This window comes from Rhizobium sp. 768_B6_N1_8, assembly GCF_051811225.1.
Taxonomy (GTDB): domain Bacteria; phylum Pseudomonadota; class Alphaproteobacteria; order Rhizobiales; family Rhizobiaceae; genus Rhizobium.
In genome coordinates this window covers 4699020-4711567 of record NZ_JBPWPV010000001.1, presented here as the reverse complement: position 1 = coordinate 4711567, position 12548 = coordinate 4699020, and the positions used below count along the sequence as shown (strand labels likewise).

Here is a 12548-nt window from a genome sequence, read left to right as displayed (position 1 = left end):
AGGGATATCGCTACTCCAAAAAAAATCTTAGTATCATTCACGTTCGTAGGGAGTGGCGAACACCGACCCGAAAAATGAGCATGCTGGTGACAGTGAGTATTCCCCGCCGATGGAAGGCGCGGGAGGGATCGCTTCTTTCATCGTCGCTATGTTCAACCATTATAGGTATCGGCTCGCCCTCTTTCCGAACAACCAGTCGATCAGGCGCCGATCGAATAGTCAGCGTGATGCTGCTTCGCTCTACGTCGTTGCCGTTGAGGGGGAGTTCCGTTTACGTAAATGAGAAAGTAACGGAACTTTTCAGCCTGTAACAGAGTTGACTTATATCGAAACGCATGCCCGGCGCAAGCCGGAGGAAATGCCGTCAGGTGAACGCATCCGTAACCATGGCTGCAATTGCAGCTTTCATTAAGGGTGGCCAATAAACTTTTGTTAGCGGAGGGCCCCTAGGCTCCTCGCAAACGACCTGAAGAAGAGGTGACGACATGATCATCCTGACAGCAACCACCCTGGGCCTCACCGCTGGCCTTATGCGCTCAGCCGGCGTCATTGCAATCGTCGCCATGCTGATCGCCGTAACCTTTGCCATCGCCGCGATTGTCTCGGGCGGTGCGGTTTCATTCCTGGCGCTTTTCTACACGATCATCGGTTACAATGCCGGCCTGCTGCTTTATCTCGGCGGCCTCTTTACCACCGATCGCCTGCGGGCTGTGCTCGTCCACTCCTGAAAGACAGGACGTCAGTCCGACGCCGGCCGGTAACGGAAGAACTGGACGCCGCTGCCCGCAGCTTTTGGCAACGGGTCGAGATACGCAGGGATACTGCCCTTCCCCAGCTGCGCATAGAGCCCGTCGGGCTTCAATCTGGCGATTTCACTTGTCTGCAGATCATCCGGGCAGAAGGCAAGCACAGTGACGCCCGCTCCCTTCAGAAATGCCTCTGCTTCCTGCGGCTCGGCCAGACCGATATGCATCTCGGTCAGCATGCCGCCCTGGTTGCGATGATAGGGCGCCGACAAAACACGGTTGGCGGTGTAGCGCAGGATTGGCACACCCATCTCCGACGGCGCCGAGACGAGACCGGCAGGCAGGACGCCGAGCGGCGCGAGTGCCTGCCTGGAGGAACATGAAGGGCCCTCTGCCTCGTCTGCATTCTTTGTCTTGTTGACCTGCATCTCGACGAGCGCGCCGCCGACGGCCCATACCGCCGGCACACTTGCGAGAACCGTCACGATATAGACGAGGGCAGCTGCGGCATTTTCGCTGTCGCCGTTCGACATGCGGCGCACATCGATGATCAGCAAGGCAAGCGGCAGGATGGACAGGAGGTTTGAGAAGACGGCTCCACGGACCTGGACCAGTGCGACGGCCCAGCTGACGCTCAAGAGCGCCAGAAGGACGAGATGGACCTGCACGCGATCGCCCTGCACGGAGCGGAAAATGCAGACGGCGATCGCGAGCAGGCCAGGCGCATAGAATGCGCCGATGGAAAAGGGATCTGTCCGGCTGAGCGCGAGAATGGATTGCGCTTCCGAGACATTGCGCAGCCAGAGCTCGACCAGCATAGGATCGAGATCGGCAAGCGGATTGCGCAGGCATTCAGGCGCAATGACCATAACCGAACCGAAAACGGCGGCACCGACCGCCGCAAGCACTGCGAAACGCAAGCCGCGGCCGAGACGGCTGGCAAAGATCGCGGAGGCAAGCAGCATGCCACCGCCAATCGTCGCCAGGCTGTAGAAGCCGAGCGAGAGATTGTCGCAAGTCACCGCCGAATAGTGCTGTGGCGGCACCGTTGCAAAGAAGAGGATGCTGATCGCAACAGCGAGGCTAAGGCCGAAAGCCCTGGTGGCGGCGGCGAACGGCTCGCCTTCCCAGACCCAGAGAAATGCCACGACCAAGCAATAGATGGCAACGAAGGGCGTGGTTTCCGCACCGATCGCAATCGCCAATGCGGCTGACACGCCAGCGACGGCGTAGTTCCAGGCGCGCTGTTTTTCATCGAAGAGCATCGCCACCATGGTCGCGACGAGCGCGAGCTGGGCATTGTGATGATCGATGGCGCCGGGCGCAAAACGATTGCCAGTATAGATCGCCATGCCGGCAAAGCAGAAAGACAGGTGCATGCCGGCAAGGCCGCCGACACGACGGCCGGCAAGGCCCATGGCAAGCATGGCAGGAAAAACGAGCGACAGGGGCCAGACCACGAGTGCAGCAGCTTCCGCAGCATCATGGCCGAGGAGGAGGCCGAAGAAGCGAATGAGCGCAGCGATCGGCAGGTCGATCAGCCGCGACCAGTGCATGAGCGTGCCTTCCCCCAGACCGAGCCGATACTGCATCAGATCGAACCAGCCCTGCCCGTTCAGGAAATCCCTGACCTCCACCAAGCGCATGCCGTCGTCATTATCGGGGCCGACATAATCGACCGGACCTCCGGCATATTTCATGACGGTGATAATGCCGATCAGGATAACGGTGTAGATGAGAGCGGATGGCAGGAGACGCGTCAGCATCTGCCGGATACTGCCGACGAATCCAGTCCTGGCTGATGCGGATTGCGCCTTGGCGATCGGCTGCACTGCGTTCATCATGATAGCCAGGTCGTTGCGTGATGGGCAAACCTTAGCCTTGGCTTGTCAAGAAAGTGTAAACCACGGGACGTGACAGCTTTCGTTTCTTATAGGGGCTTGTTAACGCTGCATGGCGTAAATTCGCCGCGGTTTCTTTGTAACGAGTGTAACCTCATGGCGCGATCGCTCAGCGAAAGTCCTGATATTGCCGTTCTGCTTCCCTGCTACAACGAAGCGGCGACGATCGGGGCTGTCGTCAGGGGTTTCCGGGCGGCACTGCCCGATGCGCATATCCATGTCTACGACAACAATTCCACCGATGGCACGGCGTTGCATGCCATGCTCGCCGGCGCGCATGTCGTGCGCGAGCGGCGCCAGGGCAAGGGTCATGTGGTGCGGCGCATGTTCGCCGATATCGATGCCGACATCTACATCATCGCCGACGGCGACGGGACCTATGCGCCCGAGGATGCCGAAGAGCTGGTGCGGACGCTGCTGACGGAACGGGCCGATATGGTGGTCGGCACGCGGCGCGGCGTGCATGACGATGCCGGCCGGCAGGGACATGCCCTCGGGAACCGGCTGTTCAACATCCTCTATCGCGCGATCTTCGGGCCTGACTTCACCGACATCTTCTCCGGCTATCGAGCCTTCTCACGCCGTTTCGTCAAGAGTTTCCCCGCGGTTTCCGGCGGCTTCGAGATCGAGACGGAAATGTCGGTGCATGCGTCGCGGCTGAAATTGCCTGTCAGTGAACTGGAACTGCATTACGGGAGGCGCCCGGAAGGCTCGCATTCGAAGCTGTCGACCTTCCGCGACGGCGGCAAGATCCTCTGGATGTTTGCCATGCTGATGAAGGAAACGCGGCCCTTCGCTTTCTTCGGCACGATCAGCGCCCTCTTCATGCTGGCAAGTCTCGGCTTCATGGGGCCGGTGCTGGCAGAATATTTTGCAACCGGCCTCGTCAGCCGCATGCCGACCTGGGTGCTTTCGACGGCACTGGCGATGATCTCCATCATGCTGTTTACTGCCGGTGTAATCCTCGATTCCGTTGCGCGATCGCGGGCTGAGCAGTTGCGCATCCATTATATGAGCCTTGCGGCACCGGTTTCGGTAAAGGATAAAACCTCAGCCATAACGCTTGATGGCAAGAAAGCGGATGCCGCATGAAGAAGCTCGTTCGTTTCGCGATCGCCGGTGGGCTGGGTTTTATCGTCGATGCGGGCGTGCTTGCGCTGCTCCTGCACGTGACGCCACTCGGTCCCTTCATCGCCCGGCTGTTTGCCATTGCGCTCGCGATGGCGACGACATGGGCCTTCAACCGGACTTTCACGTTCGACCGATCAGGCCGGTCGCTGGCCGCAGAAGGCTTCCGCTACGGGTCGGTCGGCGTGACGGCCGCCCTCGTCAATTATGGGCTCTACTCGGCGCTGCTTCTATCGCTACCGGCGCTGCAGCCGCTTGTCGCGATGGTGCTCGCGACCGCAGCGTCGATGTTCTTCAGCTTCTTCGGCTATTCCCGCTTCGTCTTCCGCGGCAAAGCCGAGAAAAATTAAACGGCTTCCCAACCATCCTGCTCGCTGGCGCGGTAGATGGCGTCGATGACCTTCTGGTTGAGCTTGGAATCTTCCAGCGTAACGATCTCTTCCTTTTCGCCTGCAGCAGCGCGGGCAAAAGCTTCCGCCTGGCACCTGTACTGGCGGCTGTCCTGGAAACGGATGATCTGGGATTCGTTATGACCACGATTGGTCACTTCGATCTCCTCAGGGCCCCAGCGATTGGCGTTGAAGGGCGACTTGACCTCGATATAGCCGTCGGTGCCGTGGAAGACCATGATCTGGCGGCCGGCCATCTGGGTGGAAATATAGAAGCTCAGCTCGAAATCGCCGAAATCGGCCTTCACGCTGGAATAGATATCGGTGCCGAACTCGGCATCGCGCTCGGTGATCGCCTGGACCCAGGACGGCTCTTTGCCGGTGGAGAAGCGGGTGCTGATGACGGGATAGACGCCGATGTCAGGCAGGCCGCCGCCACCAAGCGCCGGGATGTTGCGCATGTTGCCGGGGTCGCGGTTGTAATAGGTGAAGGCGCCCTGCACATGCCGAAGCTCGCCGATCGCGCCATCCTGGAGAAGCGAGCGAACCTTCCGCCAGACCGGCGAATAGGTGACCATGAAGGCTTCGCTGATGATGACCTTGTTGCGGTTGCGGGCGGCGATGAGATCGTCGATCTCGGAGGCCTTCAGCGCAATCGGCTTTTCGCAGAGTACATGCTTGCCGGCATCCGCAGCCTTGATCGACCATTCGATATGCTGGGAGGTCGGCAGCGGAATATAGACGGCATCGATCACGTCGGACGCCAGCATTTCCTCGTAGGAGCCGAAGGCATGCGGCACGGAGAAGCGGTCCGCCATGTCACGGGCGCGCGCAAAATCACGGCTGGCAATAGCGGTAATAACGCAGTTTTCCGCATCCTGAATGGCGGGAACGACATTGTCCCGGCCGATCTTGGCCGTTGAAAGTATACCGAAACGCAACATGAAAGGTCCTCCTGAAATCCATCGGGCGCACCTTATTCAGCCCTCTCTTGCGGCGCAATGGCGCGACGGCCGATCACGGAAGTTTGGTTTCCTTCCAGGACACTCCGCGCTAGGTTACCGATGGACGGCGTTCTGCCGTTTCAGATTTCAATCACTTCAGCATTTTGGGAGAGCGCCATGGAAATGCGCCGGCTTGGAAAAACAGGTCTTTCGATCTCGCCGATCGTCTTCGGCGGCAATGTCTTCGGCTGGACGGCCGACGAGAAAACGTCCTTCGATATTCTGGACGGCTTCTTCGATGCGGGTCTCAACACGATCGACACCGCCGACGTCTATTCCGCCTGGGTGCCGGGCAATAAGGGCGGCGACTCTGAAGAGATCATCGGCAAGTGGCTGAAGAAGGGAAAGGTCTCCCGCGACAAGGCCGTGATCATCACCAAGGTCGGCTCCGACATGGGGCAGGGCAAGACGCTGAAGGCCAACTATATTCTGAAGGCAGTTGAGGACTCGCTGCGCCGGCTGCAGACCGATTATATCGACCTCTATCTGTCGCACTGGCCGGATGCCGATACGCCGCATGAGGAATCGCTTGGCGCCTATGCCAAGCTGCTCGAACAGGGCAAGATCCGCTCCGTGGGCTGCTCGAACTATGATGCGAGCCTGCTGCAGGCCTCCTTCGACGCCGCGGACAAGGCCGGCCGGCCGCGCTATCAGGCGGTGCAGCCGGAATATAACCTCTATGAGCGTTCGAGCTTTGAAGGCCCGCTTGCCGATCTCTGCGTGAAGGACGATATCGGCGTCATCACCTATTTCAGCCTCGCAGCCGGGTTCCTGTCCGGCAAATACCGCAGCAAGGCGGATACGGAGGGCCGGGCCCGCGAAGGCCGCGTTGCCCAGTATCTCAACGACAAGGGCATGCGCATTCTCGCGGCACTCGACAAGGTTTCGGCCGAGACGGGCGCCAAGCCGGCGGAAATCTCTCTCGCCTGGCTCTTGCGCAAGAAGGGCGTGACGGCGCCGATCGCCAGTGCTACCAGCCTTTCGCAGCTTGAAAGCCTGGTGAAATCGGCAACGCTCAAGCTCTCCGACGAGGCAATGGCGCTGCTTGACGAGGTAGGCGCCTGAAACGAGGTGATGGCATGACCGTGACGATCCGCGATGCGAGACCCGAAGACGAGACGCGCTGGCGTGCTCTCTGGGCCGACTATCTCGCGTTCTACGAGGTCACCGTCGATGCCGATATTACCGATTCCACCTGGCGCCGGGTCTTCGATCCGGCGTCGGCAATCTTCATGCGAGTGGCGGAACTCGACGGCGAAGTCGTGGGCTTTACACTCTGCCTGACACATGAAGGCACATGGATCCGCGGTAGGGACTGCTATCTCGAAGACCTGTTCGTATCAGAAAATGTGCGCGGCAAGGGTGTCGGCCGGGCGCTGATGGACGACCTCGTAGCCCTCTGCAAGAAGAACGGCTGGTCGCGGCTCTACTGGCATACGAGCGAGCAGAACAAGACGGCCCGCGCGCTCTATGATACATACGTCAAGAGTGACGGCCACATCCGCTACCGCATCAATTTTTGAGTTGCGGAAAGCCCTCATACCATTCGGAATGATCACCTTCCCAATTGGCCATGCCCGGCTTGGTCAGGATGCCGCGCGGGCGCACATAGCTCTGGATCACCCGCTTCGGCCGCTCATGCCACTGGATGTTGAAGGCCCATAGTTTCGGGAAGAAGCAAAGCGAGGCATAGGGTAGGTGGTCATGGATCCACCAGGCGAGCCTCTGCCAATTGCTTTCGTCACTATAACGATCGACCACCCAGGGAACGGCGATGCAGGCGGCCGCTCCCATGCAGCCGTCGAAGTCGCGCATGTCCCAGATATGATGGGCGGCGGTGGCGGCATTGGTCGAGCAGTTCAGGTTGTTCTCATTGCCGAAGCGATTGACCGCAGGCGAGCGGTAGCCGGAGCGGATATGAAGGCGCCCGAACGTCGCTTCCAACGGCTCCAGCAATTCCTCGCAGAGACGCCGGCCCGTTTCGACGGCAAGATCGGGATCGTCGGGGATGTTCGGGATGCGATAGAAATCGGCGATCTCTGAGTGGAGGAAATCGCGGAAGAAGAAGTTCCGAGACAGGCGCACCCGACCGAGATCCTCCAGTCCCTTCATCGATCCCGGGCTCTTCATGCACTGTCCTCCCCGATTGCTCCAGACATCATTGCCCGGAAAATGGAGCCGTTCCACCCGAAATGCGCCGGGAACAATTAGCGCGGTATTCGCTTCTAAGAGTGTCGCCGAAAGGGCGCGAATCCCCTAACGAAGGAACGGAACAATGGCCAAGGAAAAGACACTGGAAGATCTGTTTTACGATACGCTCAAGGACATCTATTTCGCCGAACGGCAGATATTGCGCGCCCTGCCGAAGATGGCGCGCGCTGCCCAGTCCCAGGAACTGAAGGCGGGTTTCGAGAAGCATCGCGAAGAAACCGAAGGTCATGTCGAGCGGCTGCAGCAGGTCTTCGAAATCATCGGCAAGCGCGCCCAGGGCAAGACCTGTGAGGCGATCCAGGGCATCATTGCCGAAGGCGAGGAAATCATCGAGGATTTCAAAGGTACTGCCGCGATTGATGCAGGCCTGATCTCCTCGGCTCAGGCCGTCGAGCATTATGAAATCGCTCGCTACGGGACACTGAAGACCTGGGCGCAGACGCTGGGCTTCAAGGGAGCCGTCACGCTTCTCGATCAGACGCTGCAGGAAGAAGGCAAGACCGACCAGCTTCTGACGAAGCTTGCAACGACTGCCGCGAACCAGAAAGCGTCTCGCGCAGCCTGATACTTGTCCTCATACCGGCAAGGAGAGCGGCCGGCGCCGGCCGCTCTCCTTCTCCCAGCCTTGCCTTCGCCGACGACCCCGCTATCATTTCCTTCAGAATGTGAGGCGAGGTGTCGATATGGCCGACAGGCAGGCAATCGAAGCGACGGTTCATCTCTATGTCGAGGGCATGGCCTTCGCCAATGAAGCAGCCCTGAAGAAAGCCTTTCACCCGAAGAGCTCGATCATCGGGCACTATCAGAATGCGGTGGAATGGCTCTCGCGCGATGAATTCATCGCGGCAATCCTTGAGGAAGGGGCCGCACCACCCGGAACTCAGCCTTATATGGACATCGGCAGCATCGATATTTCCGGCGATGCGGCGACTGTGAAAGTGACCGACGATTTTGCCGGCATGCGCTTCACCGACTATCTGTCACTATTGAAGATCGACGGACGCTGGACGATCGTCAGCAAGCTCTATCATCTTCACATATAAAAGACCGGCAGCTTGCGCCGCCGGTCTTCTCAAACTTTCTGTTAGCCGGATCAGCTTCTGAGGACGCCGCCGGTGAACTTGGCGACGCTGGCGACGATCTTCTGCGTCAGCGCTTCAAAATCCTCGTCGGTCAGCGTGCGGTCGGCCGGCTGGATCTGGACCTCGATCGCAACAGATTTCTTACCCTCGCCAACCGAGGCACCTTCGAAAATATCGAAGACGTTGACGCCAGTGATAAGCTTGCGATCGACGCTGGTGGCCGCCTTGATGATGGCGCCGGCTTCCACCGTCTTGTCGACGACGAATGCGAAGTCGCGCTTGACCACCTGGAAGGGCGAAAGTTCGAGCGCCGGCTTGGTGCGGGTCGCCTTCTTCTTCGGCTCTGTCATGGCATCGAGATAGACTTCGAAGCCGCAGAGAGCACCGGACACATCAAGCTTTTCAAGCGTGGTCGGATGGAACTCGCCGAAATAGCCGAGGATCACCTTCGGACCCATCTTGATCGTCCCGGAACGGCCGGGGTGATACCATTCCGGACCACCCCGCTCGATCTGGATATTGCCCGTCGGCAGGCCGCAGGCTTCGATAACGGCAAGCGCATCGGCCTTGGCATCGAAGACATCGACCGGCTGGCCGCCGCCCTTTGCCGCATTCGACCACATGCGGCCGGCGCCGGAAAGCGATGCCGTGCCACGGCGGATGCCGCCGGCGACGCGCCGCTGGCCTTCCGGCGTGTCGTTTTCGTAGGTGCCAGAGACTTCGAAGATCGCCACATCGCCATAGCCCTTATCGGCATTGCGCTGGGCGGCCGTCAGCAGACCCGGCAGCAGCGAGGGGCGCATGTCCGACATTTCGGCTGCGATCGGATTGGCAAGCTTGAGGGCCGGAGAACCACCGCCGAAGAGCTTTGCCTGATCTTCCGGAATAAAAGACCAGGTGACGGCTTCCAGCATGCCGCGCGAGGCGAGCGCGCGCTTGGCGGAGCGGGTGCGGATCTGCAGCACCGTCAGGATGCGACCGTTGACAGCAGCATGACTTTCGAGCGGCGCTGGCTTGATGTTGTCGACGCCGTGGATGCGCATGACCTCTTCGACGAGATCGGCCTTGCCGTCCACGTCAGGACGCCAGGAGGGAACCGCCACGGAGACGCGTTCGCCGGAGCCGGAAACCTTGAAGCCGAGACGGGTCAGGATCGTGTTGCTTTCGTCCGTCGAGACCTCGAGGCCGGTCAACCGCTTGACCTCCGAATAGGGGAAGTCGACGATCTTCGGCTCGTAACCCTTGTAGCCGACGATCTCCGCCTTTGCCGGGGCGCCGCCGCAAAGTTCCAGCACCAGTTCCGTCGTGCGCTCGAGGCCGGGAACCATGTATTCCGGATCGACGCCGCGTTCGAAACGGTAGCGCGCATCGGTGATGATGCCGAGCGCGCGGCCAGACTTGGCGATGTTCATCGGATCCCAGAGAGCGGATTCAATCAGCACGTCAACGGTGTTTTCATCACAGCCGGAATGTTCGCCGCCCATGATGCCGCCGATCGATTCAATACCGTCCTCGTCGGCGATGACGACATTGTTCGGGCCGAGCTTGTACTCGCGCTGGTCGAGCGCCAATACCGTCTCGCCTTCTTTGGCGCGGCGCACAGTCAGGTTGCCCTTGACCTTGGCGGCGTCAAAGACGTGCATCGGCCGGCCTTGATCGAAGGTCATGTAGTTGGTGATATCGACGAGCGCATTGATCGGGCGCAGGCCGATGGCGAGCAGCCGCTGCTGCATCCAGCGCGGGCTCGGACCATTCTTCACGCCGCGCACGAGCCTGAGGCTGAAGCCCGGGCAGAGCTTTGCATCATCGAGCTCGAGCGTCAGCTTGACCGGCGTTTCGCCTTCGACGGCGAAGGACGGCGCGGGGCGCGTCTTCAGCGTGCCGAGGCCGGAGGCTGCGAGATCGCGCGCGATGCCATAGATCGAGGTGCAGTCCGGACGGTTCGGCGTCAGGTTGATCTCGATGACCGGATCGTCGAGATGGGAATAGGCGGCGTAGCTCGTGCCCACGGGCGCATCTTCCGGAAGGTCGATGATGCCGTCGTGATTGTCGGAGATCTGCAGTTCCTTTTCCGAGCACATCATGCCGCGGCTTTCGATACCGCGGATATTGCCGACCGACAGCGTCACGTCGATGCCGGGAACATAGGTGCCAGGAGCAGCAAAGGCGCCGACGAGGCCTGCACGCGCATTCGGTGCGCCGCAGACGACCTGCACCGGAGCACCCTCACCGATATCGACCATCAGCACCTTCAGGCGATCGGCCTGCGGGTGTTTTTCGGCCGAGAGAACCTTGGCGATGACGAAGGGCTTGAAGGCCGCCTTGTCGTCGACATCTTCCACTTCCAGCCCGATCTCAGTCAAGCGGATGCAGATCTCATCGAGCGTGGCATCCGTTTCCAGATGATCCTTCAGCCAGGAAAGCGTGAATTTCATAGGTCCAATCCTCCCTTAAACGCTGAGACCGCCGAACAGCGTCGGCATGTCGAGCGGGCGGAAGCCATAGTGATTCATCCAGCGGACATCGGCATTGAAGAAGTCGCGCAGGTCGGGCATGCCGTATTTCAGCATGGCGATACGGTCGAGGCCCATGCCCCAGGCAAAGCCCTGATATTCGTCCGGATCGAGCCCGCCATAGCGCAGCACGTTCGGGTGGACCATGCCGCAGCCGAGGATTTCCATCCAGTCGGTGCCTTCGCCGAACTTGACGATCGGACCGGAGCGGTCGCACTGGATGTCAACCTCGAAGGAGGGCTCGGTGAAGGGGAAGAAGGACGGGCGGAAACGCATCGTCACGCTGTCCACCTCGAAGAAGGTCTTGCAGAATTCTTCGAGCACCCAGCGGATATTGGCGACATTGGCCTTCTTGTCGATGACCAGGCCTTCGACCTGATGGAACATCGGCGAATGCGTGGCATCGGAATCCTGGCGGTAGGTCTTGCCGGGAATGATGATGCGGATCGGCGGCTTCTGCGATTCCATCGTGCGAACCTGCACCGGCGAGGTATGCGTGCGCAGAACCTTGCGCTCGCCCTTCTCATCCGGATTGAAGAAGAAGGTGTCGTGCATCTCGCGGGCCGGATGTCCCTCGGGGAAGTTCAGAGCCGTGAAATTGTAATAGTCGGTCTCGATATCGGGGCCTTCGGCAATCGAGAAACCCATGTCACCGAATATTGCGGTGATTTCGTCGACAATCTGGCTGATCGGATGGATGCGGCCGCGCTCGGCCGGTGAGGAACGGACCGGCAGACTGACGTCGACCGTTTCAGCCTTCAGGCGGGCGTTGATCGCAGCTTCCTTCAGCACCGATTTGCGGTCGGCCAGGGCGTCGGTTACTTCGTTCTTCAGTGCATTGATTGCTGCGCCGCGGGTCTGTCGCTCTTCCGGCGTCATGGCGCCGAGCGTCTTCAGCAGCTCAGAAATCGAGCCCTTCTTGCCGAGCGCGGAAACACGAACGGTTTCGAGCGCAGGCTCGTCATTGGCGGCGGCAATTTCGGCAAGCAGAGAGGATTTAAGCTGGTCGATATCTGACATTGTCTTCTTTCCGTCCAGATCAGGCGGCGTTCGAAAGGCGGGCGCGGCAAGGCCGCGCAAGCAGTACAAAGAAAGAAAAACCCGCGCTAGCCCAAACCAGCGCGGGTTTCCCAAAATTCAAAAAAGCGTCAAGCTTGGGAAGCGCTGGTTAACGAACCGCGCCTTCAAACTCGTTAGCCGTGCCGGTTTCCTTGAGATATTCAAGGGCCTTCTTGGCGGCAGCAACCAGGGCACCGAATGCTTCCGGCTCATGGATTGCCATGTCGGAGAGAACCTTGCGGTCTACTTCGATGCCAGCCTTGTTCAGGCCGTCGATGAAGCGGCCATAGGTCAGGCCGAATTCGCGGACGGCAGCGTTGATACGCTGGATCCAGAGGGCGCGGAAGTTGCGCTTGTTAACCTTGCGGTCGCGGTATGCGTACTGCTTGGCGCGGTCAACGGCAGCCTTGGCGGTACGGATGGTGTTCTTGCGGCGGCCGTAGAAACCCTTGGCCTGCTTCAGAACCTTCTTGTGCTTGGCGTGGGCGGTGACGCCTCTTTTTACACGTGCCATT

General features: G+C 59.9%; 13 protein-coding genes. 7 read left to right on the top strand and 6 right to left on the bottom strand.

What is annotated here, in order from left to right:
* Positions 1–485: 485 nt before the first annotated feature.
* Complete coding sequence (locus AB8B33_RS23810) at positions 486–728, top strand: hypothetical protein (RefSeq protein WP_112541918.1); 243 nt, start codon at positions 486–488, stop codon at positions 726–728.
* Positions 729–739: 11 nt separating this feature from the next.
* Here AB8B33_RS23810 and AB8B33_RS23805 read toward each other — a convergent pair whose 3' ends face one another.
* Positions 740–2587, bottom strand: a complete 1848-nt coding sequence (locus AB8B33_RS23805) for a hypothetical protein (protein ID WP_439017298.1) — start codon at positions 2585–2587, stop codon at positions 740–742.
* Between the two features lie 156 nt (positions 2588–2743).
* Here AB8B33_RS23805 and AB8B33_RS23800 point away from each other — a divergent pair, with 156 nt between their 5' ends.
* Both AB8B33_RS23800 and AB8B33_RS23795 read left to right on the top strand, forming a co-directional pair.
* Positions 2744–3739 (top strand): glycosyltransferase, encoded by a 996-nt coding sequence (locus AB8B33_RS23800; RefSeq protein WP_310379635.1) that lies wholly within the window; start codon positions 2744–2746, stop codon positions 3737–3739.
* Positions 3736–4125, top strand: coding sequence for a GtrA family protein (locus tag AB8B33_RS23795; protein WP_310379637.1), 390 nt, complete (start codon positions 3736–3738; stop codon positions 4123–4125). Before AB8B33_RS23800 ends, AB8B33_RS23795 begins: the two co-directional genes overlap by 4 nt.
* Here AB8B33_RS23795 and AB8B33_RS23790 read toward each other — a convergent pair.
* Positions 4122–5108: a Gfo/Idh/MocA family protein gene (locus AB8B33_RS23790; protein ID WP_439017086.1), complete on the bottom strand. Its 987-nt coding sequence runs from the start codon at positions 5106–5108 to the stop codon at positions 4122–4124. The two genes, AB8B33_RS23795 and AB8B33_RS23790, sit on opposite strands and share 4 nt — an antisense overlap.
* Before the next feature lie 177 nt (positions 5109–5285).
* On the opposite strand from AB8B33_RS23790, the gene AB8B33_RS23785 reads away from it, so the two are divergent.
* Entirely contained in the window at positions 5286–6233 is a 948-nt protein-coding gene (locus AB8B33_RS23785) for an aldo/keto reductase (protein WP_439017085.1), read from the top strand.
* 14 nt (positions 6234–6247) lie between these two features.
* Positions 6248–6691 carry a GNAT family N-acetyltransferase gene (locus AB8B33_RS23780; protein WP_439017084.1) on the top strand — a complete coding sequence of 148 codons (444 nt, stop codon included), beginning with the start codon at positions 6248–6250 and terminating at the stop codon, positions 6689–6691.
* Here AB8B33_RS23780 and AB8B33_RS23775 read toward each other — a convergent pair.
* Positions 6681–7298, bottom strand: a complete 618-nt coding sequence (locus tag AB8B33_RS23775; protein ID WP_439017083.1) for a hypothetical protein — start codon at positions 7296–7298, stop codon at positions 6681–6683. The genes AB8B33_RS23780 and AB8B33_RS23775 overlap by 11 nt on opposite strands.
* A gap of 145 nt (positions 7299–7443) precedes the next feature.
* On the opposite strand from AB8B33_RS23775, the gene AB8B33_RS23770 reads away from it, so the two are divergent.
* A complete protein-coding gene (locus AB8B33_RS23770) occupies positions 7444–7944 on the top strand; it encodes a YciE/YciF ferroxidase family protein (RefSeq protein ID WP_439017082.1) in 501 nt (166 codons plus the stop codon).
* 118 nt (positions 7945–8062) lie between these two features.
* Positions 8063–8422 (top strand): nuclear transport factor 2 family protein, encoded by a 360-nt coding sequence (locus AB8B33_RS23765; RefSeq protein WP_113182234.1) that lies wholly within the window; start codon positions 8063–8065, stop codon positions 8420–8422.
* A gap of 50 nt (positions 8423–8472) precedes the next feature.
* On the opposite strand, the gene pheT is transcribed toward AB8B33_RS23765, so the two are convergent.
* The 3 genes from pheT to rplT form a co-directional block, all read right to left on the bottom strand.
* Positions 8473–10896 (bottom strand): phenylalanine--tRNA ligase subunit beta, encoded by a 2424-nt coding sequence (pheT, locus tag AB8B33_RS23760; protein ID WP_439017080.1) that lies wholly within the window; start codon positions 10894–10896, stop codon positions 8473–8475.
* Positions 10897–10911: 15 nt separating this feature from the next.
* Positions 10912–11994 (bottom strand): phenylalanine--tRNA ligase subunit alpha, encoded by a 1083-nt coding sequence (gene pheS / locus AB8B33_RS23755; RefSeq protein WP_439017079.1) that lies wholly within the window; start codon positions 11992–11994, stop codon positions 10912–10914.
* 148 nt (positions 11995–12142) lie between these two features.
* Positions 12143–12547 carry a 50S ribosomal protein L20 gene (rplT, locus tag AB8B33_RS23750; RefSeq protein ID WP_007813309.1) on the bottom strand — a complete coding sequence of 135 codons (405 nt, stop codon included), beginning with the start codon at positions 12545–12547 and terminating at the stop codon, positions 12143–12145.
* Between the last annotated feature and the right edge of the window lies 1 nt (position 12548).

What these genes read in the sequence shown, in the direction of transcription:
- AB8B33_RS23810 (WP_112541918.1), top strand. Translation starts at nt 486, where the DNA reads ATGATCATCCTGACAGCAACCACCCTGGGCCTCACCGCTGGCCTTATG.
- AB8B33_RS23805 (WP_439017298.1), bottom strand. Translation starts at nt 2,587, where the DNA reads ATGAACGCAGTGCAGCCGATCGCCAAGGCGCAATCCGCATCAGCCAGG.
- AB8B33_RS23800 (WP_310379635.1), top strand. Translation starts at nt 2,744, where the DNA reads ATGGCGCGATCGCTCAGCGAAAGTCCTGATATTGCCGTTCTGCTTCCC.
- AB8B33_RS23795 (WP_310379637.1), top strand. Translation starts at nt 3,736, where the DNA reads ATGAAGAAGCTCGTTCGTTTCGCGATCGCCGGTGGGCTGGGTTTTATC.
- AB8B33_RS23790 (WP_439017086.1), bottom strand. Translation starts at nt 5,108, where the DNA reads ATGTTGCGTTTCGGTATACTTTCAACGGCCAAGATCGGCCGGGACAAT.
- AB8B33_RS23785 (WP_439017085.1), top strand. Translation starts at nt 5,286, where the DNA reads ATGGAAATGCGCCGGCTTGGAAAAACAGGTCTTTCGATCTCGCCGATC.
- AB8B33_RS23780 (WP_439017084.1), top strand. Translation starts at nt 6,248, where the DNA reads ATGACCGTGACGATCCGCGATGCGAGACCCGAAGACGAGACGCGCTGG.
- AB8B33_RS23775 (WP_439017083.1), bottom strand. Translation starts at nt 7,298, where the DNA reads ATGAAGAGCCCGGGATCGATGAAGGGACTGGAGGATCTCGGTCGGGTG.
- AB8B33_RS23770 (WP_439017082.1), top strand. Translation starts at nt 7,444, where the DNA reads ATGGCCAAGGAAAAGACACTGGAAGATCTGTTTTACGATACGCTCAAG.
- AB8B33_RS23765 (WP_113182234.1), top strand. Translation starts at nt 8,063, where the DNA reads ATGGCCGACAGGCAGGCAATCGAAGCGACGGTTCATCTCTATGTCGAG.
- pheT (WP_439017080.1), bottom strand. Translation starts at nt 10,896, where the DNA reads ATGAAATTCACGCTTTCCTGGCTGAAGGATCATCTGGAAACGGATGCC.
- pheS (WP_439017079.1), bottom strand. Translation starts at nt 11,994, where the DNA reads ATGTCAGATATCGACCAGCTTAAATCCTCTCTGCTTGCCGAAATTGCC.
- rplT (WP_007813309.1), bottom strand. Translation starts at nt 12,547, where the DNA reads ATGGCACGTGTAAAAAGAGGCGTCACCGCCCACGCCAAGCACAAGAAG.